Below are 26,883 nucleotides of genomic sequence, written 5' to 3' on the forward strand. Positions count from 1 at the left end.
ATCCGGCAAACGGGTGCAGAATTCCCTTATTCTTTTAATGACAAAACGAGGACACCCATGCGCCGCCTCTGTATTGTGCTATCGCTATGCGCCATTGCCTTATGCCACGCCGCCCGTGCCGCCCACGCCGCAACTGTGGGAGACCTGGACTGGCTCAGCGGCTGCTGGCAAAGCACCGGTGGGGAAGCAGGCTCGGAAGAACATTGGCTGGCGCCTGCGGGAGGCAGTTTGCTGGGCGTGGGACGCACAGTGGCACAGGGCAATACCGTAGCATTTGAATTCATGCGGATACAGCAGCAAGGAGACTCACTGGTGTTTATTGCAAAGCCATCCCGCAAGCCCGAAGCCAGCTTTCCCATGATTTCACTGCAAGGCAAAAAAGCGGTCTTCGAAAATCCGCAAAAGGATTTTCCGCAAAGGGTGATCTACCAGCTGAAAGAGGACGGCAGCCTGCTGGGGCGCATAGAGGGCCTGTCGGACGGCCGCGAACGCGCGGTGGACTTCCCCATGCAGAGAAAATCCTGTCCGTAGGCGACAAGATATAGATAAGGCGAGGCAGCCCGGCGCGGGCCGCCTCACATTTTTCTACAGGCCTGTGTGGCTGCTGATGTAGTCTTTCATCTTGCTCACATCGGCTGTCATCACCTCAAACCGCTGCGGCAGCGCCTCAATATTTTCAAAACCTGCGGGACGCTCGGCATCGTGGCCCAGCGCCTCGCGTATGGTTTCATTAAACTTGGCGGGCAAGGCCGTTTCCAGCACGATCATGGGCACGCCCTGCACCAGATGTTCCTGTGCGACCTTGATGCCGTCCGCCGTGTGGGTATCAATCGTGATGCCGTATTCCGCCTTGACCCGGCGTATCGTATCCAGGCGATCTGCATGCACGGACTTGCCGGAAATAAAACCGAAGCGGCCTATTTTTGCAAATTCATCGCCATCGCTGCCGGCCTTGCCGGACAGGTCGAAGCCGCCTTCAGTTTCCACTTTCCTGAACAGCGCCGCTACCCGCGCCGCATCGCCGTCCAGCAGATCATAGATGAAGCGCTCAAAGTTGGACGCCTTGGAAATATCCATGGACGGGCTGGTCGTGTGGTAAGTCTCGGCCGATTTGCGCACCCGATAAACACCGCTGCTGAAAAACTCGTCCAGCACATCGTTTTCATTGGTGGCCACCACCAGCTTGTCGATGGGCAGGCCCATCATGCGAGCAATATGGCCGGCGCAGATATTGCCGAAATTCCCCGAAGGCACGGTGAACGACACCTTCTGTTCATTGGATGTGGTCGCACTCAGGTAACCCCGGAAGTAATACACGACCTGCGCCACTACGCGCGCCCAGTTGATGGAATTGACGGTGCCTATTTTTTGCCTGGCCTTGAATTCCAGGTCATTGGAAACCGCTTTCACCATGTCCTGGCAATCATCAAAGACGCCATCGACGGCAATATTGAAAATATTCGGGTCTTGCAGGCTGAACATCTGCGCGGTCTGGAAAGCACTCATCTTCTTGTGCGGCGACAGCATGAAGACGCGTATGCCCTTCTTGCCGCGCATTGCATATTCCGCGGCGCTGCCCGTGTCGCCGGAGGTGGCGCCGAAGATATTCAGTTCGGCCTGTTGCCTGGCCAGCGTGTATTCAAACAGGTTGCCCAGCAACTGCATCGCCATGTCCTTGAAGGCCAGTGTGGGGCCGTTGGACAGGCCCTGCAGTATCAGCTTGCCGTTTTTCCCGTCTTCCAGCACGCGCAGCGGCGTGACTTGCGCGGCATCTTCACCGGCACGCGTATTCCGATATACGTCGGCGGTATAGGTCTTGTCGGTGATCGCTTTCAAGTCTGCGGCGGGAATATCGGTCGCGAATTTGCTGACCACGGCAAAAGCCAGGTCGGCATACGGCAGTTTGCGCCATGCATCCAGCTCTTCAGCGCTGACCTGGGGATAACGCGCCGGCAAGTACAGCCCGCCATCAGGTGCCAGGCCGCCTAACAGGATTTCGGAAAAATTTTGCTCTGCGGTATGGCCGCGGGTGGATACATAGTGCATGGTGATAAATCAGCAAGGGAAGTAAGGAGTAGTTCCTTATTATATATCGCCCTTCCCGCACAAAACCCGTAAAAATTGGGTTTTTACAAACTGATTTAGTGTGTTTATTTGGTGTGTTTATTTTGCGCACCTGCAAACCGCCTGAGGATAGCGTCACACCAGCCTAATGGGCGGCAATGCGCTCGGGATGCGTATAAATGACAAAATTGCTGCGGCGGACAAACCCCAGCAGGCTGATGCCAGCCTCTTGCGCCATGCTGATGGCCAGGCTGGTCGGCGCCGAAATCGTTGCCAGCATGCTCATATTGGCGCGCGCTGCCTTTTGCACCAGCTCATAGCTGGCGCGACTGCTCATGATCGCAAACCCTGGAACCCGCGGCGTCTTGGCCGTGGCCAGTGCGCCTATCAGCTTGTCCAGCGCATTGTGGCGGCCGACATCCTCGCGCAGCAGCAGCACATTGCCCTGGGTGTCGGCCCAGGCTGCCGCATGCGTGGCGCCGGTGACCGCATTGATTTCCTGCAGGCCCTGCATCGCGGCGAAGGCTTTTTGCAATGCCTGCGGAGTGACCAGCAACTGCCCTGCCTGATGCGGCAGCGACAAATCCAGCGCTGTCAGGCTTTCCAGCCCGCAGACGCCACAGCCGGTGCGGCCCGCCAGTTGCCGGCGCTTGTCCTTGAGCCGGACAAAACATTCCGACGCGATTGTCAGCTGTATTTCTATACCGCCGGCCTCGGGCGCAGCGATGCATTCAATATCGTAGATCTGGGAGGGGTTGTCGATAATGCTTTCGGACAGGCTGAAGCCTGTGGCAAAGTCTTCCAGGTTTTGCGGCGTCAGCATCATCACTGCGTGCGAGATGCCGTTGAAGACCAGCGCCACCGGCACTTCCTCCGCCACCTGATCGGTAGTGACCTGTACCGGCCCGGTATTAGAAACGCCGGCAGCAGTACCAGCAACATTTGCATCCGGCCACTGATGGCGTACTACGGCAACCTCGCGGTAGCCGGGAAGCTCAAGCGCATCGCTATCGGTGATTGTCATGGCTGCTCTCCAGCGGTTGGCGCTCCGTATGCTGCGCGGCCCTTTGCGGTCAACTCCAGCATGGCCCTGTCGCCATCCTGCACCAGGCTTACCCAGCCCGGACCGGCCTGCCCGCCTATCTGGTCGTCACCCAGGTAGGCAAGGCAGCGTAGCAGGCTGCTCATGCGCACGCCCAGCTTTTTTGTCACGCGCGCGGCGGAAACCGGCTCGGCATGGCCTGCGAGCTCCTCCAGCAAGGCTTGCGCCAGCAACTGTACGCTGTCATTCATCCAGGGCCGTCATGTATTCAATGCACTGCCAGTGCCGGCTCTTCCTGCTTGTGCGGGGTCAATACGACGGGCACCGACTTGGAAGTCGGCGTGCGCGCAAAATCGGCAAAGCTGGACAACGGCACCAGGTTATTGGTTTCAGGGAAATAAGATGCCAGGCATCCTTGCGGAATATTATATTCCACCAGCATGAAACGCTTGGCTTCGCGATGAATGCCGTCATCGCTCAACGTCTGCACGTCCACCCAGCTACCCGCGCTCAACCCTAGCGTCTGGATATCCGCCTTGTTGATGAACAGTACACGACGTTCACCGAACACGCCGCGATAGCGGTCGTTCATGCCGTAGATCGTGGTGTTGTACTGGTCGTGCGAACGCATCGTCGACAGGTTGAATACCGGACGGGTATTTTTTTGCCTGGCCAGATGGATGGGCAGATCGGTAGGCACGCGGTGTGCGTTGAAATTGGCTTTTTTAGTGGCTGTATTCCACACGCGCTCCGCCGCGGTATTGCGCAGGTGGAAACCGCCCGGTACTTTAACGCGCTTGTTGAAGTCGGCAAAATCGTCAAATACCGCGGCAATCTTGTCGCGTATCCTGTCGTAATCGGCGACCAGCCACATCCACTGCGTCTTGCTGCGGTTTTTTAGCGTTGCCGCCGCCAGCCGCGCAACGATCATCGGTTCCGACAGCAGGTGCTTGGACGCCGGCGCATTGATGCCGGAGGACAGATGCACCATGCTCATCGAGTCTTCAACGCTGACCGCTTGCGGCCCGGTTTCCTGCATGTCGATTTCGGTACGGCCCAGGCAAGGCAGGATCAGCGCTTCGCGGCCGTGTACCAGATGGCTGCGGTTCAGCTTGGTGGCAACATGCACGGTCAATGCACAGTTGCGCAGCGCCCTGTGGGTGGCGTCGGTATCCGGCGTCGCGGTAGCAAAATTGCCGCCCATCGCAAAGAACACCTTGTTCGATTCCAACAGCATTGCCTCAATGGCGCCGACGGTATCAAAGCCGTCATCGCGCGGCGGCGCAAAATCAAAGACCTGACCCAGCCGATCCAGAAAGGCCGGCGCGGGTTTTTCGTAGATGCCCATGGTGCGGTCGCCCTGCACATTGCTGTGGCCGCGCACAGGGCAAGGCCCGGCGCCGGGACGGCCGATATTGCCGCGCAGCAGCAGCATGTTGACGATCATCTGTATCGTGGCCACGGAATGCTTGTGCTGCGTGATGCCCATGCCCCAGCAGGCGATGACGCTCTTGGATTCCATGTAGATGTCGGCCGCGCGCTGGATCTGCTCGCGTGTCAGGCCGGATTCGGTGACGATCACATCCCACGACTCCGCCAGCACGTCCGCCGCGAAAGCATCGAAATTGGCGGTGTGTTCGGCGATGAAATCAACGTCGATAATGCGCGGCTGGCCGGCGATCTGCGCAGCCTGGTCCGCTTCCAGCGTGCACTTGATGATGCCCTTGACCGTCGCCAGGTCGCCGCCGACTTTGACCTGGTAGTAGTCGGAAGAAATCGGCGTCGCGGTATCGGCGATCATCTCTATCGCGTTTTGCGGGTTCTGGAATTTTTCCAGGCCGCGCTCGCGTAGCGGGTTGAACGACACAATCGATGCGCCGCGCTTGGACGCTGCGCGCAGTTCGCCCAGCATGCGCGGATGGTTGGTGCCGGGATTCTGGCCGAAAATGAATATGCCCTCGGCGATATGGAAATCCGACAGCAGCACCGTACCCTTGCCGATGCCGACCGCCTGCTTCATCGCAAAGCCGGAAGGCTCATGGCACATATTGGAGCAGTCGGGAAAATTATTGGTGCCGAATTCGCGCACGAACAACTGGTACAGGAATGCCGCTTCATTGCTTGTGCGGCCGGATGTATAGAAAATGGCGTCATTGGGCGACGGCAGCGCATTCAGCTTGTCTGCCACCAGTTCAAACGCCTGTTCCCACGAGATAATTTTATATTTATCCGTCGTCTGGTCGTACTGCATGGGCTGCGTCAGGCGGCCCAGGTTTTCCAGCCAGTAGTCTGGCTGTTCGGCCAGGTATTTGACGGTGTGCTGCGAAATCAGGTCCGGCGTCGCGCGGCGGGCAGTAGACTCGGCCGCCACGGCCTTGGCGCCGTTCTCGCAAAATTCAAAAGTGGACGTATGGTCCTGGTCTGGCCAGGCACAGCCGGGACAATCGAAGCCATCCGGCTGGTTGGCCGACAGCAGCGTGCGCGCTCCTTTTCCGGGGATGCCCTGTTCAAAAATCTGCTGCGCAACGCTTTTCAGCGCACCCCAGCCGCCTGCGGGCCGGTCGTAAATCTGTATGGTCTTTTTACTCATGATGAATTGCCCCGTATACCTGTATGCGCGCTAGCCTAACACCATGGACAGGCGAGCTCAATAAGCTGAATAAAGCATATTTGATTCCGCCAGGAAAATAAATCGCCGAAAAAAAAAGACCGCACGAAGCGGTCTCTTTGCGATGCCTGCACCACTGTTTTTATTTAAACAGGATCACCGCTTTTTGCAGCGTGATCGAGATACCGATCAGCATCGGAATACCTACTGCCAACCAGGCAAACATGACCAGTACCGGGCTGGTAGGCGTGCCTGCAACGGCAACACCGGCAGCATCGGTGGACGAAGCTGTAACACGGTCATGCGCCAGTTTACGCTCTGCTGCCAGCTCTTCATCCGTCATGAACACGCTGTCTTTCACGGGGCGCACCAGCAGATTGCAGATAAAACCCAGCACCAGCATGCCGGCCAGGATATACATGGTTTCGTTATAGACATCTGCCTTGGCAACACCGGCCGCCAATTTGGATTCACGGATGTAGGTAATCAGCACAGGACCGAGAATACCTGCCGTCGCCCATGCCGTCAGCAGACGGCCATGAATCGCACCGACCATCTGCGAACCGAACATATCTGCCAGGTAAGCCGGCACCGTTGAGAAGCCGCCGCCATACATCGACAGGATAATGCAAAAGAAGAGTACGAACAGGCCTTGGCTACCTGATTGGGCCGTTGACGGTATCGATGCGTACAGGATTGCGCCCAGCACAAAAAAGATGAAGTAGGTTCCCTTGCGGCCAATGTAGTCGGAACAAGTCGCCCAGAAGAAACGGCCACCAATGTTGAACAACGACAGCAAACCAGTAAAACCCGCAGCAATCGTAGCGATCTGTGTTTTTTGCGCAGCCGTCAGGTCATTGAAGGCAATATTCAGGCCCAGCAGTTTGCCTGCAAATACTTCCTGCAACAAAGGAGAAGCCATGCCCAGGATACCGATACCCGCCGAAACGTTCAGCACCAGCACAGACCAGATCAGCCAGAACTGAGGTGTTTTCCAGGCTTTGCTCAGATGCACGTGCCTGCTGGTGATCATTGCATTGCTTCCTTGCGAAGCAGGAGGAGTCCAGCCGGCTGGTTTCCAGCCTGAAGCAGGAACGCGGTAACCGAATGCGCCGGCCATCATGAAGACGAAGTAAATTGCCGCCATACACAGGAAAGTTTCCCATACACCAACAGAAGTTGGCGTTGCAAAGTGGCGCATCAGCCAGTCAGCCAATGGCGCACCAATCATCGCGCCACCGCCAAAACCCATGATCGCCATGCCGGTCGCCATGCCGCGCTTGTCCGGGAACCATTTGATCAGTGTCGATACCGGCGAAATATAACCGAGACCCAAGCCTATGCCGCCGATCACGCCGCCGCCGACCCACAACAGCCAGGCCTGATGCACATACACGCCCAAAGCGGAAATGACCAGGCCGCCGCACCAGCACAAAGCCGAAACGAAACCGGCTTTACGTGGACCCGCACGTTCCAGCCAGCCGCCGAACAGGGCCGCGGAGCAGCCCAGGAAAATGAAGAACAGCGTGTACATCAGGCCCAGCGTGGAAACTTTCCAGTCGCAATTGGTAGCGAACAGCTCTTCAAAGATACCCATTTCCTTGGCACATGCTACGGGCTTGTCCAGGCCTATGGCCTTGGATAAGGGCAGCCAGAATACGGAAAAACCGTAGGCCATGCCGATGCAAAGGTGAATGGCGAGCGCTGCAGGCGGCACCAGCCACCGGTTGAAGCCTTCGCCAGCGATGGTCCGCTCTTTCGAGAGTAAGGAGTATTGCGACTGTGACATTGGAATATGCCTCGTGTAGTTTTGGGATGGTTCTGCCGTGCCGCTGCCTTGTGGATGCTGGTTGCGTGCCGGGCTTGGTTCAAATAAAACTGAATTCAAGCATCTATCCCCGCAAAACTATTTGCCTGGGCAATGCTTTCAAGAATTATTTCATCGCATTGTGTTTGAGAAAAACGCGCTTGACAACCACTTTCTTCACATGCGGCAACATTTCTTAATGTTATTTAAACCGCAATAAGTAGTTATACTAATCAATCTTGAAACGAATAATAAAACCGGCAAACGGCAAAAAACAAAGGCCTTGGCCGCGTTCACGGACAAGGCCTACAATAAAACCCGACAGAATTGACAGGGCAAGGCGCCCACTGCCACTCAGCGGTGAATCACCACCATCAGCGCGCGGGCTTCCGTCTTGCCCGTATTGCGAATCGCATGATTCTTGTCAGCTTCATAACGGGCAGTGCCACCGACCTTCAGTTTCTTTTTCACGCCATCCACTTCCACTTCCATGGCGCCGTGCAGCAGCGTCAGGTGCTCGGTCGCCCCCGGGTCATGCGGGCTGGACACCAGTTCTCCGTTCGGCGACAGCGTCAACTCATACCACTCATATTTGCCGGCAAGCTCCATCGGCCCCAGGATGCGCAGCACATAGCCGGAATGCCCGCCCGGCAAGGTTGGCGTTTCATGCGGCTCCAGCATACGTATGGCATCCACCTTGCGCACTTCCGACGACAGCAGTTCTGCAATATTGACGCCCAATGCATTGGCCAGCCGCCAGGTCACCGCAATCGTCGGGTTGGCTTTTTCCCTCTCAATCTGAGACAGCATGGACTTGGACACGCCCGCCGTGCGCGACAGGTCTTCCAGCGTCAAGCCGCGTTCCAGCCGCATTCTCTGCAAGGTTGCACCGACTTCAGGCGGGGTGTTGGCAACCGCTTTCTTCATAAATTTCCTTGCATAGTTTAATAAGCATAGATAAAATTCGATATATTGAACTTTAGTTCTCAATATCGAATTATTCAATGGTTTGTAAAAAAATCCATGTTACCAGATTGTTGTAGCATGTCTGAGCGGATTTGCACAAATCATCAACGGAGGAGCACGTAATGAGCACACCCAATTCCAAGCAGGCATTTTTCTCCGGCCTGGCCGGCAACCTCGACACCCTGCGCGAGCAGGGCCTGTACAAGCCGGAACGCGTCATTGCCTCCCGCCAGGGCGCGGAAGTCACCTGTGACGACGGCCGCAAGCTGATCAATATGTGCGCCAATAACTATCTCGGCCTGTCCGGCGACGAATCGATGGTGCAAGCCTCGATCAAGGCGACGGAAGAATTCGGCTACGGCCTGTCGTCGGTGCGCTTTATCTGCGGCACGCAAACCGTGCACAAGCAACTGGAAAAAGCGATTTCCGAATTCCTGGGCATGGAAGACACCATCCTGTATGCAGCGGCATTCGATGCCAACGGCGGTGTTTTCGAGCCACTGTTCGACGAACAGGACGCCATCATCTCCGACGCATTGAACCATGCCTCCATCATCGATGGCATCCGCCTGTGCAAGGCGGCGCGCTACCGCTATGTACATAACGACATGGCCGACCTGGAAGTGCAGCTGCAGGCAGCCGCGGGCAAGCGCCATAAAGTCATCGTGACTGATGGCGTATTCTCGATGGACGGCACCATTGCCCAACTGGACAAGATCTGCGACCTGGCCGACAAATACGGCGCGCTGGTGATGATAGACGAATGCCACGCATCCGGTTTCATGGGAGCCACCGGCCGCGGCACGCACGAACATCATCAAGTGATGGGCCGCATCGACATCATCACCGGCACGCTGGGCAAGGCCCTGGGCGGCGCAATGGGCGGGTTTACCGCGGCGCGCAAGGAAGTCATCGACACCTTGCGCCAGAAGTCCCGCCCTTACCTGTTCTCCAATACGCTGGCGCCCTCCATCGCCGGCGCTTCGCTGTCAGTCTTGCAGCGCCTGTCTTCATCGACAGAATTGCGCGACCGCCTGCATGCCAACACTGCGCACTTCCGCCGTGAAATTGAAGCGCTGGGGTTTACGATCAAGCCGGGCACGCATCCGGTGGTGCCGGTCATGCTGTTCGACGCACCCGTCGCGCAGAAATTTGCTGCCCGCCTGTATGAACTGGGCGTGCTGGTCACCGGCTTCTTCTACCCGGTCGTGCCAATGGGCCAGGCCCGCGTACGCGTGCAGCTGTCTGCCGCGCACAGCACTGAACAATTGAATACTGCACTGGCCGCATTTGCGCAGGCCGGCCGCGAATTAAATTTGTTGAAATAAGGAAAGCAGCATGGAACGTATTTTAGTCATCGGCGCCAATGGCCAAATCGGCAGCGAACTGGTCGATGCACTGGCCGCACAACACGGCGCGGACAATGTCGTCGCCGCCGACATCAGCCCGCGCAGCCTGTACGGCGCGAAGATCTATGAAGTGGTAGACGTGCTGGACAATAGCCGCCTGGCGCAGATCGCGGAGCAGTATCAGATTACGCAGGTATACCAGCTGGCGGCCATGCTGTCGGCCACTGGCGAACAGGCGCCGCTGAAAGCCTGGACGCTGAACATGGACGGCCTGCTCAACATCCTGGAACTTGCGCGGATACGCGGCCTGGAAGGCAAACCCCTGAAAGTGTTCTGGCCTTCTTCGATCGCCGCTTTCGGCCCGAGCACGCCGGCCGAGCAAACGCCGCAACTGACGGTCATGGATCCGAACACCATCTACGGCATCAGCAAGCTGGCCGGCGAGCGCCTGTGCGAATACTATTTCCAGAAATATGGCGTGGATGTGCGCAGCATCCGCTACCCGGGCATCATCAGCTACAAATCGCCTCCGGGCGGCGGCACGACCGATTATGCGATTGCGATTTTCCATGCTGCATTACGGGGTGAAGCCTATTCCTGCTTCCTGAACGCAGAGACCACACTGCCGATGATCTACATGCCGGATGCGATCCGCGCAACGATTTCGCTGATGGCCGCCCCTGCCGCCAAATTAACGGTACGTTCTGCCTACAATGTCGCCGGATTAAGCTTTAATCCACGGGAATTGGCACTTGCAATCAAACAAAATTTGCCGTCCTTTGACATACACTACTCGCCGGATAGCCGCCAGGATATCGCCGACAGCTGGCCCGACAGCCTGGACGACAGCGTCGCCCGCGCCGAGTGGAACTGGCAGGCGCAGATAGGCCTGGAACAGATGGTGACCGACATGCTTGCCAACATCAGGGTGGAGCAAGGAGCAGTGAACCGGGCGGCCTGATTTACCATTATTATTAGAGACGAGAACTGTATGGACATGCGTGTATTTGATTTATTCAAGATTGGCGTAGGTCCCTCCAGCTCTCATACGGTCGGCCCCATGCTGGCCGCACGCCGCTTCCTGCTTGAATGCCCGGAGCTCTTCAAGGCAGACAAGGTGCAGGTAGCACTCTACGGTTCTCTGGCGCTGACCGGCCACGGCCACGCCACCGACAAGGCCATCCTGCTCGGCCTGATGGGGGAAACCCCGCAAGACCTGGTGCCCGACAGCGTGGACGGCAAACTGGCCGCGCTGGCAAACAGCGGCATCCTGCACTTGCTGGGCGAATACAGCATCAAATTCAATATCGCCTCCGACTTGCTGTGGCACAAGCAGGAAGTGCTGCCGGGTCACCCAAACGGCATGCGTTTCACGCTGACCCGCAATGACGGCAGCATCTGTGAACGCGTGTTCTACTCCACCGGCGGCGGCTTCATCTATGCCGAGGAAGAACTGGAAACCTCAAAAACCGGCGCCGAAGTGCCGCAAGTCCAGGTCCCCTACCCTTTTGCCCAAATGGAAGAACTGCTGGCGCACGGCAAGCGTAGCGGCCTCAGCATTGCGCAGATGCTGCGCGCGAATGAAAATAGGCATTGCAGCGATGCGGAACTGGATGCCGGCCTGGACCGGCTCTGGGCGGTGATGAAGGGTTGCATTGCACGCGGCCTGCAAATATCGGGCGAATTGCCGGGCGGGCTGCACGTCAAGCGCCGCGCCGCCAAGCTGTGGCAGACCGCCAATGAAAACAAGGATGAACTGCCGCATGACGGCATGCACAGGGTCAGCCTGTATGCCATGGCCGTCAATGAAGAAAATGCGGCCGGCGGCCGCGTCGTCACCGCGCCCACCAATGGCGCCGCGGGCATCATACCGGCGGTACTGCGTTACTACGCCGAAGACTGCAAGCCCAGCGACCCGGAAAAAGGCATACGCGACTTCCTGCTGGTGGCGTCCGCCATCGGCATGCTGTGCAAGCGTAATGCGTCCATTTCCGGCGCTGAAATCGGATGCCAGGGCGAAGTCGGCGTTGCCTGCGCAATGGCCGCTGCCGGCCTGACGGCGGCCCTGGGCGGCAGCAATGAACAGATAGAATCCGCTGCCGAAATCGGCATAGAGCACCATCTGGGCATGACCTGCGACCCGATAGGCGGGCTGGTGCAGATACCCTGCATAGAACGCAACGGCATGGGCGCCGTAAAGGCGATTACCGCGGCGTCGCTGGCGCTGCGCAGCGACGGCACCCACCATGTCAGCCTGGACCAGGTAATCGAAACCATGCGCCAGACCGGCGCCGACATGATGGACAAGTACAAGGAAACTTCGCTAGGCGGCCTGGCCGTGCATGTAGTAACCGTCAATTATCCAGCCTGCTGATCGGCCTTCCCCTCCGGCGGCAACTCCTGCCGCCTTTCGCTTTCGCTGCGCAACTAATGCGGGCTAGCGTACAGACCGCCCCCTCCATACAGCGCATGCTGCCCATAGCGTAGCCAAATTCCGTTTGCTGCGCCGTTTTACTTTCGCCGCAGAAATCACTGACATTTTGCTCAATATTTCCTATTATTACCTGGCAAACTATCAGCGTTGCGGCACCGGCCCCATACCAGTTTTGACACGTGTTTTCCCGTTATTGATTTCGTTGTTGCAAACACACGCATAAGCAGTCTCCGGGCCGGCCCTCTTTTTACGCTTTGAGAAGGAGCAAGCATCATGTACAAACGCATCCTCATTCCAACTGATGGTTCCGACTTGTCAAACAGCTGCGTGCAGGCCGGCATCGATTTTGCCAAACAACTCAACGCCGATGTCGTCGGTGTATTTGTCGCGGCCAATTACCAGTATCCGATTTACGTGGATATCATCCCGCCCAACACGCCAAGCGAGCAGGAATACCAGGCCGCCATGCGCGTGCTGGGCGACACCTACCTGCATCCGATACAGGACGCCGCATCGCGGCAAGGTGTGGGCTTCCAGCAGGTCATCCAGTTTAACGACACACCGGCCAAGGAAATCGTCCACACTGCGCAGGAATACGGTTGCGACCTGATCTTCATGGGCTCGCATGGCCGCAGCGGGCTGGGCCAGTTCCTGCTGGGCAGCGTCACTACCAAGGTACTGTCGAATTGCCATATCCCGGTGCTGGTACATCGTGTGAAAAGTGAGCAGAAAGAAGCCGTCAAGGCAGCGGCGTAAGGAAAATCGGCAGCGGCTTAAGGAAAATCAGACACACCGTAACCTCAGGGGGCAAGCATGTCTTACAAGACCGTACTCGTGCATGTAGATGAATCCATCCGCTCCGATTTCAGGGCCAGGATCGCAGCGGACATTGCCAGGGACGAGGGAGCCCACTTGATCGGTACCGCCGTCACCGGCGTATCGCGCTTCATCTACCAGGACGGCAATATCAGCAGCGCCGACCCCAACCTGGCGACGCACCTGCAGTTCCTGAGCGAGCGTGCCGCACGCTCCGTCACCGGTTTTACGCAGCGCATGCAGGAGCTGGATGCTCCTTCGTATGAAGGCATGGTGGCACATGACGAAGCGGGCGGAGGCATAGGCCTGCTGGCCCGTTATTGCGACCTGGTAGTGGTAGGGCAAGCCAGCCGTAATGAACCTTCCCCTTCGGTGTTGCCGGATTTTGCCGAGTACCTGGTGATGCACTCCGGCCGGCCGGTGCTGATCGTTCCCTATGTAGAAGACTTTACCTCCGTCGCCAGGCGCCCGCTGGTTGCATGGGATGCCAGCCGTGAATCCACCCGCGCCGTCACCGATGCCATTCCACTGCTGAAGCGCGCCGAGCTGGTGCAGGTGGCAATCTTTAACCCAAACGCCGCGTCCGATGCACACGGCGAGCAACCCGGCGCGGACATCGCATTGTTCCTGAGCCGCCACGGCGTCAAGGTACAGGTATCGGTGCACAAGACCTCTACCGACGTCGGCAACGCCTTACTATCGCTGGCGCATGATCTGGACAGCGATCTGATCGTGATGGGCGGATATGGGCATTCCCGCTTCAGGGAGATGATCATGGGCGGCGTGACACGGACCGTCATGGAGAGCATGACCGTGCCGATTCTGATGTCGCATTGAGAATGCCGGACATCGTGTATGCAAAATGCAGGGTCTGATAGCAGAGCGTATCGCACCCTGCAGTTTACGGATCCCTTGTCCGCTACCGCATGAAATTACGGTTCGACGCCCTGTCGTTTCCGCTAAAAGAAAACCAGAACAGCAGTGCCGCCATAACGCCGAATATCCAGTAGTCGGTAGGCGCGTAGAGCAGCCAATGCTTATGCCAACTGGCATCCACCGGATTGAAGCGCGCCAGGCCGAAGGCGGGGTTCATGACGAACCACAGGAAGTCTTCTGTAATCCAGAAAAGCATGATGCTGGCCAGTGCGCGGGCCTGCAGTTTCCATGTCCATTGATGCAGGAAGAAAAACGGAAAATGGAAAAACATCGCGATGAAGGGAAATACCCAGGCGTGGTAGCCGGTCATGGCCCTGCCGCCCCAGAACATGTCCAGCAGCCAGTGTTTTTCTATGCGCCAGGTGGGCAGGCTGGTGGCCCAGCCCGACGATCCTTCTATCTGTATTTCCGTCTGGGCAAAGAACAGTCCCAACAGGATGACCCATACCAGGGTCATCATAAGAGGCAACAAGCGATGCGGTTTATTCATGGGTTTCCTGGCGGATGAAGCGGTTCAATGTGGCTACACGGGTGGGTGGGATGACGCTCTCAGTCCTGGCGTCAATCCCGTCAATACGATGTCCAGTACGTCTTTTGCCGCATGCGCCCGGCCCAGTTGCCGGGCCTTATCGGCCATGTCGTCCAGCTTGGCCGGATGCTGCAGCAGGTAGCGGATGCGGTATTCCAGCGTCACTTCGTCAAAGGCTTTCAGCGCAACGCCCTGTTCCAGCAGAAAATCCGCGTTGCGCTCTTCCTGGCCTGGAATGGGCGCATTGACGATCATCGGCAAACCCATCGCCAGGCATTCAGAGCTGGTCAGCCCGCCGGGCTTGGTGACGACCAGGTCGGCGCAGGCCATCAGGCGTTCCACCTGCCGTGTAAAACCCTGCGGGAACAAGCGGCCCGGCCAGGCCTTTGCCATCTCTGCCAAATCGGCCAGCAAGGCCGTGTTTTTACCGGTCAGCACGATCAGCTGGAAATCACCCTCTATGCTCAGCAGGCGCGCGGCAATGGTATCCATGCTGCCGACACCGGCGCCGCCGCCCATCAGCAGGAAAGTGCGGCGTTGGGGATCGAGCCCGAACTCGCGCGCGCAGGCAGCGCGGTCCGGCGCCAGCCCGAACGCGGGCATGATGGGAATGCCGGTGACGTGGACCGTGTCCGCTGCGATGCCCTGCGAACGCATGCGGAAAGCAACCTCGTCGTTTGCGGCGAAATAGCCGCTCATGTGCTCATGTACCCACATCCTGTGCAGATCGAAGTCAGTGACCTGCACCCACACCGGACAATGCAGCTCGCCCTTACGTATCAGCCGGGACAGCATCTCGGCGGGCAGGAAATGGGTGCAGATGATGGCATCAGGCCGGAAAGCCTTGATCTCGCGCATCAGTGCCCTGGCGTTCATGCGCTCCAGCTGCCGGCGCAGCCTTTCCAGCGTGCTGTCGGCCTGGGCTTCGTGCGTCATGTTGTACAGATAGCCCCACAGTCCCGGGGCCTTGTTGACCAGCTTGATATAGAAATCGGTATAGAGCTTGCGGAAAGCTGCCGTCACAAAATCCATCGCATCAAGGTGGGTAATTTCCACATCTGCAGTGCCGGCGCTGGCGCGGATGGCTTCTGCGGCCCGCATGTGGCCGGCGCCTGCCGATACGCTCAATAACAGGATTTTTTTTGTCATGTGGTTATTCAGTGTGAGCGTGCGGCAGTATGGAAAGGATCAGGAAGAGTAGAAACAGCGGCCGCATACATGTCGGTAACGGTCGTTGCCGCCTATGCTGATCTGCTCGCCCACGGTGACTCGCCTGCCTTCGGCATTGACGCGGATATTCATCGTCGCCTTCTTGCCGCAGGAGCAGATATTTTTCAATTCCTCTATGTCGTCCGCGAGCGCCAGCAGGTAAGCCGCGCCTTCAAACGGATCGCCCATGAAGTCGCTGCGCAGCCCGTAGCAGATGACGGGCACACCCTTGACCTGCGCCAGTTGGTGCAGCTGCTTGACCTGGGCCGATGTGAGGAACTGCGCCTCATCGATCAGCACGCAGCTGACCTTGGGCACTTCCTGCTGGAAATCGAACGAAGCATCGAATACTTCAGCATCACGCTGCGGCCCCAGCCGTGACGTTACCTTGCCGCCGCCGTAGCGGTTGTCGATTGCTGCGGTGTACAGCTTGACGGTCTGCCCCTGTTCTTCATAGTTATGCGCCACCTGCAGCATCGCTGTCGACTTGCCGGCATTCATCGCCGAATACCTGAAATAAAGTTTTGCCACCAAGTTTCCTTCAAGCTATTTTTACTATTTTTATTTACTTTTTTATTTACTATTTTGCCATCAAGGCCTGAGCGGCTTGTATTTCCGGGAACCATCCCCATCGCGTCAGGATGACATTTTACTAGCTATGCGATGAAAATTTAATGACAAATTTCTTTTAAAAAAAAGCCTTGAAAAGCCATTCAATGATCGTATATCGGTACCAGCAGATGCTCAACGAGGTCTGCCAGACGGCCGCAACGGCGTGAATCGCGCGATTCACCCCCAATGCATGCCCTTAACCATATCGCTTAATGAACGAGGATATTACTATGCGTACTTATGACTTTTCCCCACTCTATCGCTCCGCTATCGGCTTTGATCGCCTGGCCCAATTGTTCAACGATGCACAGCGCGCCGATGCACAGCCCAGCTACCCTCCTTACAACATCGAACTGATCAGCGAAGACAAGTATCGCATCACGATGGCAGTAGCCGGCTTTGACCGTTCCGAACTGGAAATCGAAACCGAACGCAGCACACTGAAAATTGTGGGCCGCAAGCAAAAAGAAGAAGGCCAGCGCAACTTCCTGCACCGCGGTATCGCAGCGCGTGATTTCGAGCACAGCTTCCAGCTGGCAGACCACCTGCGCGTGACCGCCGCCCAGCTCGACAACGGCCTGTTGAATATCGAACTCGTGCGTGAAGTGCCTGAAGCACTGAAACCACGCAAGATCCTGATCGACGGCGTAGAAAACCTGCCATTGCTGGACCGTAAAGCGGCCTGATCTTTGCCGCAGCAAAAACGGGCAACCCTGGTTGCCCGTTTTTTTGTTGCCGGAGCCGAAATGCGATCTCAGCCCGAGCGAATCCGGCTGCAATACAAGCCCATGCTGCCCGCTGCGACAGCAATACCCAGTTGCGTGAATATGGACCTGGCGTTGGCGAAGCCGTTAAATCCCACCACATCCAGCATCGGCGCCGCAGGTGCATTGTTTGCGACATACAGCCAGAATAAAAACAATAGCAGGAAGACGCGCGCGCTGCGGGAACAGCATCCCAGCAAGGTGGCCAGGGCGCTGATGCTCAGGATACCAGCCGCCAGTGTGGCGGCACGCACAGGGTCAAGGAAAAGCCAGCGTACGGCAATAACTCCCGTGTACAGCAAGCCCAGCAGGCAAGCTGCCATCACATGCCGCAGATGCCTCTGCAGCATGCCGCCCGGGGCCACACCGCTGAGGCCTTCCGTATTCGCTTGAAAATCGCGGGCACTGATATCGCTGATCAACACTCCCCAGACAGCAATCGACGCCACCAGCACCTGCGGTAAACTGTCCGCACGGACAGTCAGCGACGCTCCCAATGATAAAAGCAGAGCGGCGATGGCAACAGGTGAACCAAGCAGGCATAACGCAGCATCGGCAACCGCCTGGCCCCAGATGCCCGGCAGCGATGCCGCCAGCCTTGGCCAAAAACCGATAAGACGCGATAAAGGCTGCAGCCAGCGGTTGATGTGCCGTAAAGGCGATCCCCAATGCCGCGCGCTGCCGGCCTTCACCCTGTCTGGCGAAAAACGGTGAAACAGGACGACAGCCGGCAACAGCGGCAGCAAGGCCAGGGCAGCCGTCGCGCACCGGCTCATTCGCATGGCTCCGCCCCATAAAACAGCAGGCAAGGATATGGCTTGCAGTTCCCGCGAATAGGTCGTGACGCCTTTGGAAATCGCGGAAATGGGTAGGCCCAGTTTCATGCTCAGCATGACGAGCGACATTCCGGCACCGGAGATATCGAAGATCATCCATGAAGAAAATTGGCTATCGGCAGTGGCCAGGAGGTGATCCAGCAAGGGAAACTGGAGTGTCCAGAGGAAAAAATAGATGACGTCGCCGGCCTTGCCCATCAATGCAGCAACACTGTCAAACAAGATGGAACAACTGGCGGCAAAAAAAATCACCGGCACCAGGAAGAGCAGGTAAGTCTGCAGATAAATCCAGGGCTGCACAGGCCCATCGCCACGCAAGCTATGGAAAACCAGGATATTGACCAGCAGGGCCGCAGCGAGGGCACCTAGATACATGACACCGCCCAGCCAGCGGCCAAACAGGAACAGGCCGTTGCCGGTCCGGGAGGCCGCGATGACACTGCCGACACCGCTGCGCAGGTCTTCCGTCATACGGCCGCGTAGCAGGTAGAACCCCGCCAGGCCGAAAAACACCGCGAACAGTTTCGCAGTGGCCATCGCCAAAGCTGAGCTCGTGTAATAAACGCGCGCATGCTCCACCGATATCAGCGTGAACCTGCTGATGCCGGGGTTGGGGGCGATACTCCAGAAAATCACAATGACCGTCAGCAGCACCAGCAGCGTGCTGACGCGGCGTAGCCTCAGCCTGGCCTCGTTCATCGCCAGGACCGCTATCGCATGGCGGTTCATGCCGCCAGCTCCGGCGTTTGATTCAACGCATAACGCTGCTCCATCAGCGCTTCTTCCAGGCTGGGCTCCGCCGGCTGTGCACCGTCACAGGGTAGGTGCGGATGCGCTATGCGTACGTTCACTACCCCACCCTGGCGCTGCGCGTGCAAGACGTGCACCCTGGCGCGCAAGGCATCATAATTGTCGTTGCCGACCTGGGCTGCCCATATCCTGCCGCGCGCTTGCTGCACGATGCCGTCCGGTGTCTCAAATGCTATCAGCTTGCCTTGCCGCATGATGGCAAGCCGGCTGGCCATGCTTTCCACGTCCGACACGATATGCGTGGACATGATGACGAGTTTCCTGAAACCCAGTTCGGACAGCAGGTGGCGAAAACGCAGGCGCTCCTCGGGATCCAGGCCTGCGGTAGGTTCATCCACGATCAGGATATCAGGGTCGTTCAACAGCGCCTGGGCAATGCCGAGACGGCGTCGCATACCGCCGGAGAACGTCGAGGCTGGCCTGTGGGCCTGTTCATGCAAATTGACCATTTCCAGCAGATGGCGGATTCGCGCCGGATCGCGCACATGCTTGAGCGCGGCAAAATACTGCATGAACTCCATGGCGCTCAAGTTAGGATAGACGCCAAAATCCTGCGGCAGGTAGCCGATACGGCGACGGATGGCCTCCGGTTTTTTGACGATATCGACACCCTGGAACAGGATTTGGCCGCCGGTAGGCCGTGTCAGTGTCGCAATCATCTGCATCAGCGTGGTCTTGCCTGCGCCATTATGTCCGATCAGGCCGACTACCCCCTGCGACAAGCTCAATGACACATCATCGACCGCGGTAACATTTTTTCCAAATGTTTTTACTATATGGCGCATTTCAAGCATCTTGTCTCCCTGAAAAGAGTCAACGGATAGGCGATGCTGGCAATGTAATATGGCGGCCCTGGAGATGCATCCGGCTTGCGACAAAGCGCAGAAAGCACCGCACAGGAAGCGGAAAGAGTCGATGGAATGCAGGGGCCATGCGCCCGCAGCAAAGCGGAACGCCAAAATAAAAACGGCACCGGAAACCGGTGCCGTTCTGGCAGAACTTAGACGACGATTACTGCTCGGCTCCAGTTGCCGGGGCTGCTTCTACCGCAGCCTGGTTGATCGTGACCTTGGCTTTTTTCTTCAGGTTCTCCACATAAGAGAACATCTCGGTCTGCGCCTGCGCATTGTCCAGCTGCGTGCGCTCCGCTGCGCGGCGCGTGTCGTCAGGCGTACCTGGGCTCACCTTGCCGATGCGGTAGATCGCATAGCCGTTGCCCGGCGCATCCATGCCGACGAAGGCCGGCAGTTTTTGCACATCCGCCTTGAACAGTTCCGTCGCCACCGGGCCGGGCACTTCCTGAGTCTTCAGGCGGGAGATGGTCTTGGCTTCAGAAAAACCGGCAGTGCTGTCGGCGGCTTTCAATGCCTGCAGTTTTGCTTCGCCTTCTTTCTTGGCCATCGCCAGCGCTTCGGTCTGCGTGACGGTGGCAGTGATCATCGCCTTCACTTCTTCAAATGGACGCTTGGAAGCCGCTTTATATTCCACCACGTGACCGGAAATCAGCGTTGCTGGCGCAACTTCGACTGCATCGGTATTCAGCTTTTTCTTCACTGCGGAGTCGCCGAAAATTGCTGTCAGGAACTTCTGGTTATTCGTCGGCACCGTAGGCTGGATGGCCGGATTCGGTTTGCGGGTCAGGCCGGAAACCGTTTCCACTTTCAGCTTCAGCTTGTCGGCAACCGGCTTCAGGCTGTCCGCCTGTTCATACACGGTGTTGGTGAAAGTCTCTGCGGCTTCGGCGTAGGCTTTGGCCGCTTTCTGCTTTTTGACTTCCGCGACGATGGCAGGCTTCACTTCTTCCAGCGATTTGGTGCCGGCCGGTTTGATCGCAGTCAGCTGGATGATGTGGTAGCCGAATTCGGATTGCACGACATCGCTGATTTCACCGGTTTTCAATTTGTTGACCGCTTCTTCAAACGGCTTGACCATGGCGCCCTTGCCGAAGAAATCCAGGTCGCCACCGCGCTCTGCGGAGCCGGTGTCGGAAGAGTTTTCCTTGGCAAGCTTGGCAAACGAGGCAGGATTTTTACGCACTTCCGCCAGCAGGCTTTCTGCCTTGGCTTTGGCGGCGGCCTTGTCCTTGTCGCTGGCATCCTTTTTCACTTCGATCAGGATATGGCTGGCGCGGCGTAGTTCGTCCGTCGTGTAGTTCTTTTTGTTCTGCTCATAAAACGACTGCACGTCCGCATCGCTGACATCGGTCTGGGCCGCCAGCGCATCGCTGCTCAGTACGACATATTCAGCCTTGATGGATTCCGGAATTTCAAACATCGCCGGGTTTTTGTCGTAGTACGCCTTCAGCATGTCGTCGGTGATTTTGACCTTGGCAGTATAGTCGGCAGCCCTGAATACCAGTGCCTGTACGTCACGCTCCTGTTCATTGAGCGCGGACAGCTGCGTGGCAACGGTTTTCGGCACGAAGGCGCTGCCCTGCACGGCATTCACCAGTTGCTGGTACACGAGATCCTGGCGCAGGCGCTGTTCGTAACCCGCAGTGCTCATGCCTTGCGACGCCAGGATGCTCCTGTAGCGTTCTGCATCGAAGCTGCCATCGGCTTTTACCAGGCCGGGCGTGGACAGGATATTTTGCTGCAGCACCTGGTCGGTGACGCTCAGGTGATTCTTGGCGACTTCGGCGCTCAAGGCGCGCTGGGCAATCAGGTTGTCCAGGATGCTCCGGCGCGCTTCCGGCGTATTGAGCATCTTGGTATCAAACTGCGGGCCATACGTCTGGCGCAGACGGTCTATCTGCTCGCGCTGGGCATTGTCAAACTCTTGCCGCGAGATGGATTTGCCGCCGACCGATGCCACGCCGCCGTCATCCTGGAAGGATTTATAGCTGAATACGCCGCCGGCCACGAAAGACGGGAAAATAATGAGCAGCAACAGGAACTGCATCAAGCGCTGGTGTGTACGGATATACTCAAACATGTTCGACCGATCACTATAATAGGAAAAGCTCAGGCTACTTAATATGAAAAAAGGCGAACTCGCGTTCGCCTTTTTGATTTTTTGATGAGCCTGGAAGATGCTGAAACGCCTTCACCTCCGAAAAATCATCAATACAATCAAAGACTTAGTAGCACTACTAATTGAAAGCAACAGAAATTTATTGTTGATTCTGTTACCACTGCTAAACGATCAGCGATTTTAGCAGTGTTTCCTGCCTTCTTACACTGATAAAAGCAAAAAAGCAGCACGAAGAATATCTTTTATGCAACGTCTTGCATCTCTTTTTTAGAACTCTGCAGCGTGCCCTGCAACACCTGTCAAAACACTCGCCACCGGATGCATTTCGATATTGCGTTTTTAATATGAGCTTGTAATATGCAAGGTGCCGCGCCGGGAACAACATCATTCCAGCAAAAATCCCCCGTCCGACGTCTTCAGCACCAGTTCCGCCCATCACAAGCGACAGCATGCCGGATCTTCCGGCTGCGCCCTGTTTTCGATTTTTACATCAGGTAAAACATGAAAAACTACCGCTCCTTCAAAGCTGCCCTCATTTCCTCGCTTGCGCTTCTCGCCTTCACGCTGCCGCATTTTTCCAGTGCCGCGGAAGGCATGTGGACGCTGGATAATTTACCGCTTGCGAAGCTGCAATCGCAATATGCCTACAAGCCTACCGGCGAATGGGTCAAGAATGTGATGCTCGGTTCTGCGCGGCTGGCCCTGGGCTGCTCCGGTTCCTTCGTTTCCAAGGACGGGCTCGTGATGACAAATCACCATTGCGCTTCCGAGTGCATAGAACAGATATCAACGGCCCAGAAGAACTACATGGCAGACGGCTTTCTGAGCAAAAGCAGGGAAACGGAAGTGCAGTGTCCCGCAATGGAAGTCAATCGACTGGAAGACATACAGGACGTTACCGAGCAGGTGAAGAAAGCCACCGCCGGCCTGGATGGTAATGCTTATAAAGACGCGCAGAATGCGGTGCGCGCCAAGCTCACCTCCGCCTGCGTGGGCGGTGACAAATCGGCCACGCGCTGCGACCTGGTCGACCTGTACCATGGCGGCCGCTACCATATCTATAAATACCATCGCTATGCCGACGTGCGCCTGGTATGGGCGCCGGAAAGAGCGGCCGCCTTCTTCGGAGGCGATCCGGACAATTTCATGTTCCCGCGCTACAACCTCGATATGTCCCTGGTGCGCGTTTATGAAAACGGCAAGCCGGCCCAGGTAAAGAACTTTTTCCCGTTCAGCAAAAACGGCGCAGAGGAGAACGAACTGGTTTTTGTGACCGGCCACCCCGGTTCCACGCAGCGCCAATTGACGGTCGCCCAATTGCTGAGCCTGCGCGACATCCGGCTGGTGGACGGGCTGCTGCGGCTGGCGGAACTACGCGGCGTGATAGAACAGTACCGCACTTCCAGCCCGGAGGCGGCACGTACGGCCGAAGGCACGCTGTTCAGTGTGGAGAACAGCTACAAGGCTCTGTACGGCCAACTGCAGACCCTGCTTGATCCCGCCTTCATGAAAAAGAAGCAGGACGAAGAAAACGCATTGCGCAAGTTCATCACCTCCAAGCCAGCGCTGCAATCCAAAACAGGCGGCGCGTGGACGGCGATAGAAAAGGCGCAAAATAAATACCGGGCCCTGACCGTCCGCATGAGCAATATCGAAGGCGGCCGTGCCTTGATGAGCGAATACTTCTACCATGCGCGCGACCTGGTGCGCGCCGCAGACGAGAAGGCCAAGCCGAATGCAGAACGCCTGCCGGAATACTCGGACGCGCGGCTGCCGGAGCTGGAGGAACAGATTTTATCGACCGCGCCTATCTATCCCGAATTTGAAAAAGTCAAACTCGTCTTTGCACTGACCAAGATGCGTGAAAAACTGGGACCGGATGACGCCTTCGTCAAACAGATACTCGGCACTGCATCGCCGGAACAGCTTGCCAGTGACCTGATCAAGCGCTCGACCCTGAACGATCCCGCCGTGCGCAAGGCGCTATGGACAGGTGGCAAGGACGCCATTGCCAAATCGGACGATCCCTTCATCAAGCTGGCCATCTCCATCGACGCGCAGGCAAGAGCCATCCGCAAGCAATACGAGCAGGAAGTGGAATCCGTCGTGCAAAAAAATACCGAGCTGATCGCGCAGGCACTGTTTGCCCAATCGGGAACCGGCGCCTACCCCGATGCCACTTTCAGCCTCAGGCTCTCCTACGGCCAGGTCAAGGGATGGAATGAGGCCGGCCGCAAAATCCCTGCCTTCACAGACTTTGCGGGAGCCTTTGCACGCGAGACCGGGGCCGAGCCCTTTGCGCTGCCATCGTCCTGGCATGCCGCCAAGGGCAAGCTCAACCAGGCGCAGCGGCTGAATTTTGTCACGGACAATGACATCATAGGCGGCAACTCCGGCAGCCCCATGATCAATAAAAATGGTGAAATCGTCGGCCTGATCTTCGACGGTAATATCCATTCGCTGGGAGGCGCATTCTGGTTCGACCCCAGCATCAACCGCGCCGTCGCGGTACACAGCAACGGCATCCTGGAGGCGCTGGATAATATCTACAATGCCAAGGACCTGGTCAAGGAAATGACCGAAAGGTAGACGTCCATCTCTCAAAAAAAGCCTTCCACTGCAAGCAATGGAAGGCTTTTTTATCAAATGAAGGCGACACACGTCAGGGATGCGCACTCCCAACGGCAAAAGGAAGATGTTGCCTAGCTTGCGCTTGCGGCCTTTGCCTTCGCTGCCAGCGCCGCAAATTCCTCTTTCCCAAAAGCGGTGCCCGCCAGTCCCCAGCCGCCTTCAGCCGCCTCGGTCAACAACACCCAGGTTCGGCCGGCCTGGCTTGCATCACCGGATATCCTGGTCACAATCTCGGTCGCTTCCTTGACGATCTGCTTCTGGCCGTCCCGGTTGAGGGAGCCCGGCGGCGTGATGATTTGTATCCGTACGGTTCTCGCTTGCGCCGTCGATGCGGTCTGCACCCTGGCCGCATCCATGCGATGAAGATAGACCGCCGTATTGTTCAAGTGAAAGGGACCGGGAGTCGCAACTCCCTCGGCGCGCAGCACGGCCAAGGTAAGGGCTTCTCCTAATTCCCGGTCAGCCCCGGCTGGAAACAGGTCTGCAGCAGCATAGACGTCGATCATCGGCATGGTAGAGCTCCTTGGAATAAGTGGTGAAACAAGAATGAAACTGAGAAGGTCGCTGCGCTAAGCTGGGTGAAGTTCATGACTGCCTCCCCTGCTGTCGCCGTCAGCGGAGCTAGTTCGGGCTGCGGCATTTTTATAGTGTGCGACGATGCATTACTCTATGGAATCGTGCATGACGATCATCATCCACATGAATGATGATGTCGAATATAATCCTCATTGTCAAGCCCAAAAATGGAGGATTTTTGCATGGGCCATTCCAAGGCAGACAAAGCCAAGAGCCATGAACGCATCGTGCGTGTCGCCGCCGACCGCTTCAGGGAAACAGGCGTAGATGGCATCGGCGTCGCCGACCTGATGAAGGATGCCGGCCTGACGCACGGCGGCTTCTACCGCCACTTCGATTCGCGCGAAGAACTCGTGGCCGAAGCCGTGGAACGCGCACTGCAAGACGGCAGCCAGGCCGTTGCTGCCATCGCGCAAATCAAACAAGCCCCATTAAATGCCGTCATAGACGGCTACCTCAGCCTCGCGCACCGTGATGGCATCGCAAACAGTTGCGCCGTCACCACCATGGCCGCCGACGTGGCACGCAGCAGTGAACGCGCACGTACCGCCTATACGCAACAGGTAGGCACTTACCTGGACCTGCTGACCGCGCTGATCCCGGGTGAAAAAGAAAAATCGAAAAGAATGAAGGCGATTGCCGCGCTGTCCGCATTGGTAGGGGCGGTATCGATGGCGCGTGCAGTGAATGACGACAAGCTGTCGCGGGAAATACTGAAATCTGCTGCCGACGAGTTGAAGGCGCAACTAAATTAGATTCGCAGAAAATTCAGCCGGCTGGAGCATAAATGCCCGCATCACCGGGCATTTATTCGAGTTGAAATAAAAACGCCCGCTTGCGCGGGCATTTGTATTCTTGGCGGAGTGGACGGGACTCGCCTACATTTTGCAGGCCGCTGAATCGCTTGCAAGCGATTCCCTTCGACTCCCGCCGAAAGCCGCGCAGGCGGCTTTCTCCCCTCCGCAGCATGATGCCCGCGAGCGGGCATTTATTCGGGCTGAAATAAAAACGCCCGCTTGCGCGGGCATTTGTATTCTTGGCGGAGTGGACGGGACTCGAACCCGCGACCCCCGGCGTGACAGGCCGGTATTCTAACCAGCTGAACTACCACTCCTAAGATCCTGCATTTATGCTGTCCAGTTTAATGGTGGGCGCTGAGAGGCTCGAACTCCCGACCTAAGCCTTGTAAGGGCTCCGCTCTACCAACTGAGCTAAGCGCCCCACTCATACCACTGACAACAAGGTGGTGCTTGTCACCGCACCACGAAGTTCATTAGTTTACCGCATCTTTCAAAGCTTTGCCAGGCCTAAATTTAGGAACTTTCGCGGCTTTGATCTTAATTGCATCGCCGGTACGTGGATTACGGCCTGTACGAGCGGCACGTTTACCTACGGAAAAGGTGCCAAAACCCACCAAAGTCACGGTGCCATTTTTCTTCAATGTCGTTTTTACCGCACCGATCACCGCGTCCAGCGCACGTGCCGATGCTGCTTTGGATATGTCCGCAGTTTTCGCAATGTGATCGATCAATTCAGTTTTATTCACTTACGTCCCCCTCACTCAAGTTTGACTTCGCGACGATGTTTCCGATTATTTTATTGGTCGAGCATCCATCACGGCAAGCAGAAAATCTGCAGCCAGTATTAAATCAAGCGGCAAAGCCCCATGTCAAGCGCTTTGCGCACTTTCATTACAATGTATCCCGGTTTTTCATATTAAATCGAAAGTATAATTTCGCCTATCCATTTCAGCGCCTGCGTCCGGCTACTTCCAGCTGCTGCGGGCTCAATACCGCTCGATACTGAAGTAAAATCCTGTACCGGCTCGCGCTGAAATACAGCATTTCCAGAATATTGCACCGCCCATGCAGCCGCCTTCCCCGCGCAGGCGCATCCCGATTTCATCAAACCACGCAAATTA

The 26,883-nt window shown here is 57.0% G+C and carries 23 protein-coding genes and 2 tRNA genes; 9 read left to right on the forward strand and 16 right to left on the reverse strand.

Annotated elements, in window-relative coordinates; all coding sequences use genetic code 11:
* Positions 1 to 57 precede the first annotated feature (57 nt).
* Positions 58 to 531 (forward strand): DUF6265 family protein, encoded by a 474-nt coding sequence (locus ACO0LO_RS03295; protein ID WP_422962748.1) that lies wholly within the window; start codon positions 58 to 60, stop codon positions 529 to 531.
* 54 nt (positions 532 to 585) lie between these two features.
* On the opposite strand, the gene thrC is transcribed toward ACO0LO_RS03295, so the two are convergent.
* The 6 genes from thrC to ACO0LO_RS03325 form a co-directional block, all read right to left on the reverse strand.
* On the reverse strand, positions 586 to 2,046 hold the full coding sequence (gene thrC / locus ACO0LO_RS03300; protein ID WP_422962749.1) for a threonine synthase: 1,461 nt from the start codon (positions 2,044 to 2,046) through the stop codon (positions 586 to 588).
* A gap of 163 nt (positions 2,047 to 2,209) precedes the next feature.
* Positions 2,210 to 3,088, reverse strand: coding sequence for a formate dehydrogenase accessory sulfurtransferase FdhD (fdhD, locus tag ACO0LO_RS03305; protein WP_422962750.1), 879 nt, complete (start codon positions 3,086 to 3,088; stop codon positions 2,210 to 2,212).
* On the reverse strand, positions 3,085 to 3,357 hold the full coding sequence (locus tag ACO0LO_RS03310) for a hypothetical protein (protein ID WP_422962751.1): 273 nt from the start codon (positions 3,355 to 3,357) through the stop codon (positions 3,085 to 3,087). Before ACO0LO_RS03310 ends, fdhD begins: the two co-directional genes overlap by 4 nt.
* Positions 3,358 to 3,374: 17 nt before the next feature.
* The gene (locus ACO0LO_RS03315; RefSeq protein WP_422962752.1) at positions 3,375 to 5,696 is read right to left on the reverse strand and encodes an FdhF/YdeP family oxidoreductase; all 2,322 of its coding nucleotides are present in this window, start codon (positions 5,694 to 5,696) and stop codon (positions 3,375 to 3,377) included.
* Between the two features lie 160 nt (positions 5,697 to 5,856).
* The gene (locus ACO0LO_RS03320) at positions 5,857 to 7,503 is read right to left on the reverse strand and encodes an OFA family MFS transporter (protein WP_422962753.1); all 1,647 of its coding nucleotides are present in this window, start codon (positions 7,501 to 7,503) and stop codon (positions 5,857 to 5,859) included.
* 372 nt (positions 7,504 to 7,875) lie between these two features.
* A complete protein-coding gene (locus ACO0LO_RS03325; protein ID WP_394777340.1) occupies positions 7,876 to 8,448 on the reverse strand; it encodes a helix-turn-helix domain-containing protein in 573 nt (190 codons plus the stop codon).
* Positions 8,449 to 8,609: 161 nt separating this feature from the next.
* Between ACO0LO_RS03325 and kbl the strand changes: the two genes are divergently transcribed.
* The 5 genes from kbl to ACO0LO_RS03350 all read left to right on the forward strand — a co-directional run bounded on the left by kbl (position 8,610) and on the right by ACO0LO_RS03350 (position 13,923).
* The gene (gene kbl / locus ACO0LO_RS03330; RefSeq protein WP_422962754.1) at positions 8,610 to 9,815 is read left to right on the forward strand and encodes a glycine C-acetyltransferase; all 1,206 of its coding nucleotides are present in this window, start codon (positions 8,610 to 8,612) and stop codon (positions 9,813 to 9,815) included.
* Between the two features lie 10 nt (positions 9,816 to 9,825).
* Positions 9,826 to 10,797, forward strand: a complete 972-nt coding sequence (locus ACO0LO_RS03335; protein ID WP_422962755.1) for an NAD-dependent epimerase/dehydratase family protein — start codon at positions 9,826 to 9,828, stop codon at positions 10,795 to 10,797.
* 30 nt (positions 10,798 to 10,827) lie between these two features.
* Entirely contained in the window at positions 10,828 to 12,210 is a 1,383-nt protein-coding gene (locus ACO0LO_RS03340) for an L-serine ammonia-lyase (protein ID WP_422962756.1), read from the forward strand.
* Positions 12,211 to 12,543: 333 nt separating this feature from the next.
* Positions 12,544 to 13,026 carry a universal stress protein gene (locus ACO0LO_RS03345; protein ID WP_422962757.1) on the forward strand — a complete coding sequence of 161 codons (483 nt, stop codon included), beginning with the start codon at positions 12,544 to 12,546 and terminating at the stop codon, positions 13,024 to 13,026.
* Positions 13,027 to 13,083: 57 nt separating this feature from the next.
* The gene (locus ACO0LO_RS03350; protein ID WP_422962758.1) at positions 13,084 to 13,923 is read left to right on the forward strand and encodes a universal stress protein; all 840 of its coding nucleotides are present in this window, start codon (positions 13,084 to 13,086) and stop codon (positions 13,921 to 13,923) included.
* 82 nt (positions 13,924 to 14,005) lie between these two features.
* Here the strand turns inward: ACO0LO_RS03350 and ACO0LO_RS03355 are convergent, their stop codons facing one another.
* From ACO0LO_RS03355 to ACO0LO_RS03365, 3 genes are read right to left on the reverse strand one after another with little or no spacing between them, the layout of a single operon-like run.
* A complete protein-coding gene (locus ACO0LO_RS03355; protein ID WP_422962759.1) occupies positions 14,006 to 14,512 on the reverse strand; it encodes a hypothetical protein in 507 nt (168 codons plus the stop codon).
* 33 nt (positions 14,513 to 14,545) lie between these two features.
* The gene (locus ACO0LO_RS03360) at positions 14,546 to 15,700 is read right to left on the reverse strand and encodes an MGDG synthase family glycosyltransferase (RefSeq protein WP_422962760.1); all 1,155 of its coding nucleotides are present in this window, start codon (positions 15,698 to 15,700) and stop codon (positions 14,546 to 14,548) included.
* A gap of 39 nt (positions 15,701 to 15,739) precedes the next feature.
* Positions 15,740 to 16,291 (reverse strand): thymidine kinase, encoded by a 552-nt coding sequence (locus tag ACO0LO_RS03365; protein WP_422962761.1) that lies wholly within the window; start codon positions 16,289 to 16,291, stop codon positions 15,740 to 15,742.
* A gap of 311 nt (positions 16,292 to 16,602) precedes the next feature.
* Between ACO0LO_RS03365 and ACO0LO_RS03370 the strand changes: the two genes are divergently transcribed.
* The gene (locus tag ACO0LO_RS03370; protein ID WP_422962762.1) at positions 16,603 to 17,058 is read left to right on the forward strand and encodes an Hsp20 family protein; all 456 of its coding nucleotides are present in this window, start codon (positions 16,603 to 16,605) and stop codon (positions 17,056 to 17,058) included.
* 68 nt (positions 17,059 to 17,126) lie between these two features.
* On the opposite strand, the gene ACO0LO_RS03375 is transcribed toward ACO0LO_RS03370, so the two are convergent.
* The 3 genes from ACO0LO_RS03375 to ACO0LO_RS03385 form a co-directional block, all read right to left on the reverse strand.
* The gene (locus tag ACO0LO_RS03375) at positions 17,127 to 18,701 is read right to left on the reverse strand and encodes a hypothetical protein (RefSeq protein ID WP_422962763.1); all 1,575 of its coding nucleotides are present in this window, start codon (positions 18,699 to 18,701) and stop codon (positions 17,127 to 17,129) included.
* Complete coding sequence (locus ACO0LO_RS03380; RefSeq protein ID WP_422962764.1) at positions 18,698 to 19,576, reverse strand: ABC transporter ATP-binding protein; 879 nt, start codon at positions 19,574 to 19,576, stop codon at positions 18,698 to 18,700. The genes ACO0LO_RS03375 and ACO0LO_RS03380 overlap by 4 nt, the downstream gene beginning before the upstream one ends.
* Positions 19,577 to 19,793: 217 nt before the next feature.
* A complete protein-coding gene (locus tag ACO0LO_RS03385; protein ID WP_422962765.1) occupies positions 19,794 to 21,716 on the reverse strand; it encodes a SurA N-terminal domain-containing protein in 1,923 nt (640 codons plus the stop codon).
* 540 nt (positions 21,717 to 22,256) lie between these two features.
* On the opposite strand from ACO0LO_RS03385, the gene ACO0LO_RS03390 reads away from it, so the two are divergent.
* Positions 22,257 to 24,344 (forward strand): S46 family peptidase, encoded by a 2,088-nt coding sequence (locus tag ACO0LO_RS03390; protein WP_422962766.1) that lies wholly within the window; start codon positions 22,257 to 22,259, stop codon positions 24,342 to 24,344.
* Positions 24,345 to 24,457: 113 nt separating this feature from the next.
* On the opposite strand, the gene ACO0LO_RS03395 is transcribed toward ACO0LO_RS03390, so the two are convergent.
* Positions 24,458 to 24,898 (reverse strand): tautomerase family protein, encoded by a 441-nt coding sequence (locus ACO0LO_RS03395; RefSeq protein ID WP_422962767.1) that lies wholly within the window; start codon positions 24,896 to 24,898, stop codon positions 24,458 to 24,460.
* 246 nt (positions 24,899 to 25,144) lie between these two features.
* Between ACO0LO_RS03395 and ACO0LO_RS03400 the strand changes: the two genes are divergently transcribed.
* On the forward strand, positions 25,145 to 25,717 hold the full coding sequence (locus ACO0LO_RS03400) for a TetR/AcrR family transcriptional regulator (RefSeq protein WP_422962768.1): 573 nt from the start codon (positions 25,145 to 25,147) through the stop codon (positions 25,715 to 25,717).
* A gap of 282 nt (positions 25,718 to 25,999) precedes the next feature.
* Here the strand turns inward: ACO0LO_RS03400 and ACO0LO_RS03405 are convergent.
* From ACO0LO_RS03405 to ACO0LO_RS03415, 3 genes are all read right to left on the reverse strand, one after another.
* A tRNA-Asp gene (locus ACO0LO_RS03405) sits at positions 26,000 to 26,076 on the reverse strand.
* 31 nt (positions 26,077 to 26,107) lie between these two features.
* A tRNA-Val gene (locus tag ACO0LO_RS03410) sits at positions 26,108 to 26,183 on the reverse strand.
* Positions 26,184 to 26,235: 52 nt separating this feature from the next.
* Positions 26,236 to 26,508 (reverse strand): HU family DNA-binding protein, encoded by a 273-nt coding sequence (locus ACO0LO_RS03415; protein ID WP_422962769.1) that lies wholly within the window; start codon positions 26,506 to 26,508, stop codon positions 26,236 to 26,238.
* Positions 26,509 to 26,883 lie beyond the last annotated feature (375 nt).

Origin of the sequence: Undibacterium sp. TJN25 (genome assembly GCF_049339885.1) — a bacterium.
GTDB lineage: Bacteria > Pseudomonadota > Gammaproteobacteria > Burkholderiales > Burkholderiaceae_D > Undibacterium.

What these genes read in the sequence shown, in the direction of transcription:
- ACO0LO_RS03295 (WP_422962748.1), top strand. Translation starts at nt 58, where the DNA reads ATGCGCCGCCTCTGTATTGTGCTATCGCTATGCGCCATTGCCTTATGC.
- thrC (WP_422962749.1), bottom strand. Translation starts at nt 2,046, where the DNA reads ATGCACTATGTATCCACCCGCGGCCATACCGCAGAGCAAAATTTTTCC.
- fdhD (WP_422962750.1), bottom strand. Translation starts at nt 3,088, where the DNA reads ATGACAATCACCGATAGCGATGCGCTTGAGCTTCCCGGCTACCGCGAG.
- ACO0LO_RS03310 (WP_422962751.1), bottom strand. Translation starts at nt 3,357, where the DNA reads ATGAATGACAGCGTACAGTTGCTGGCGCAAGCCTTGCTGGAGGAGCTC.
- ACO0LO_RS03315 (WP_422962752.1), bottom strand. Translation starts at nt 5,696, where the DNA reads ATGAGTAAAAAGACCATACAGATTTACGACCGGCCCGCAGGCGGCTGG.
- ACO0LO_RS03320 (WP_422962753.1), bottom strand. Translation starts at nt 7,503, where the DNA reads ATGTCACAGTCGCAATACTCCTTACTCTCGAAAGAGCGGACCATCGCT.
- ACO0LO_RS03325 (WP_394777340.1), bottom strand. Translation starts at nt 8,448, where the DNA reads ATGAAGAAAGCGGTTGCCAACACCCCGCCTGAAGTCGGTGCAACCTTG.
- kbl (WP_422962754.1), top strand. Translation starts at nt 8,610, where the DNA reads ATGAGCACACCCAATTCCAAGCAGGCATTTTTCTCCGGCCTGGCCGGC.
- ACO0LO_RS03335 (WP_422962755.1), top strand. Translation starts at nt 9,826, where the DNA reads ATGGAACGTATTTTAGTCATCGGCGCCAATGGCCAAATCGGCAGCGAA.
- ACO0LO_RS03340 (WP_422962756.1), top strand. Translation starts at nt 10,828, where the DNA reads ATGGACATGCGTGTATTTGATTTATTCAAGATTGGCGTAGGTCCCTCC.
- ACO0LO_RS03345 (WP_422962757.1), top strand. Translation starts at nt 12,544, where the DNA reads ATGTACAAACGCATCCTCATTCCAACTGATGGTTCCGACTTGTCAAAC.
- ACO0LO_RS03350 (WP_422962758.1), top strand. Translation starts at nt 13,084, where the DNA reads ATGTCTTACAAGACCGTACTCGTGCATGTAGATGAATCCATCCGCTCC.
- ACO0LO_RS03355 (WP_422962759.1), bottom strand. Translation starts at nt 14,512, where the DNA reads ATGAATAAACCGCATCGCTTGTTGCCTCTTATGATGACCCTGGTATGG.
- ACO0LO_RS03360 (WP_422962760.1), bottom strand. Translation starts at nt 15,700, where the DNA reads ATGACAAAAAAAATCCTGTTATTGAGCGTATCGGCAGGCGCCGGCCAC.
- ACO0LO_RS03370 (WP_422962762.1), top strand. Translation starts at nt 16,603, where the DNA reads ATGCGTACTTATGACTTTTCCCCACTCTATCGCTCCGCTATCGGCTTT.
- ACO0LO_RS03375 (WP_422962763.1), bottom strand. Translation starts at nt 18,701, where the DNA reads ATGAACCGCCATGCGATAGCGGTCCTGGCGATGAACGAGGCCAGGCTG.
- ACO0LO_RS03380 (WP_422962764.1), bottom strand. Translation starts at nt 19,576, where the DNA reads ATGCTTGAAATGCGCCATATAGTAAAAACATTTGGAAAAAATGTTACC.
- ACO0LO_RS03385 (WP_422962765.1), bottom strand. Translation starts at nt 21,716, where the DNA reads ATGTTTGAGTATATCCGTACACACCAGCGCTTGATGCAGTTCCTGTTG.
- ACO0LO_RS03390 (WP_422962766.1), top strand. Translation starts at nt 22,257, where the DNA reads ATGAAAAACTACCGCTCCTTCAAAGCTGCCCTCATTTCCTCGCTTGCG.
- ACO0LO_RS03395 (WP_422962767.1), bottom strand. Translation starts at nt 24,898, where the DNA reads ATGCCGATGATCGACGTCTATGCTGCTGCAGACCTGTTTCCAGCCGGG.
- ACO0LO_RS03400 (WP_422962768.1), top strand. Translation starts at nt 25,145, where the DNA reads ATGGGCCATTCCAAGGCAGACAAAGCCAAGAGCCATGAACGCATCGTG.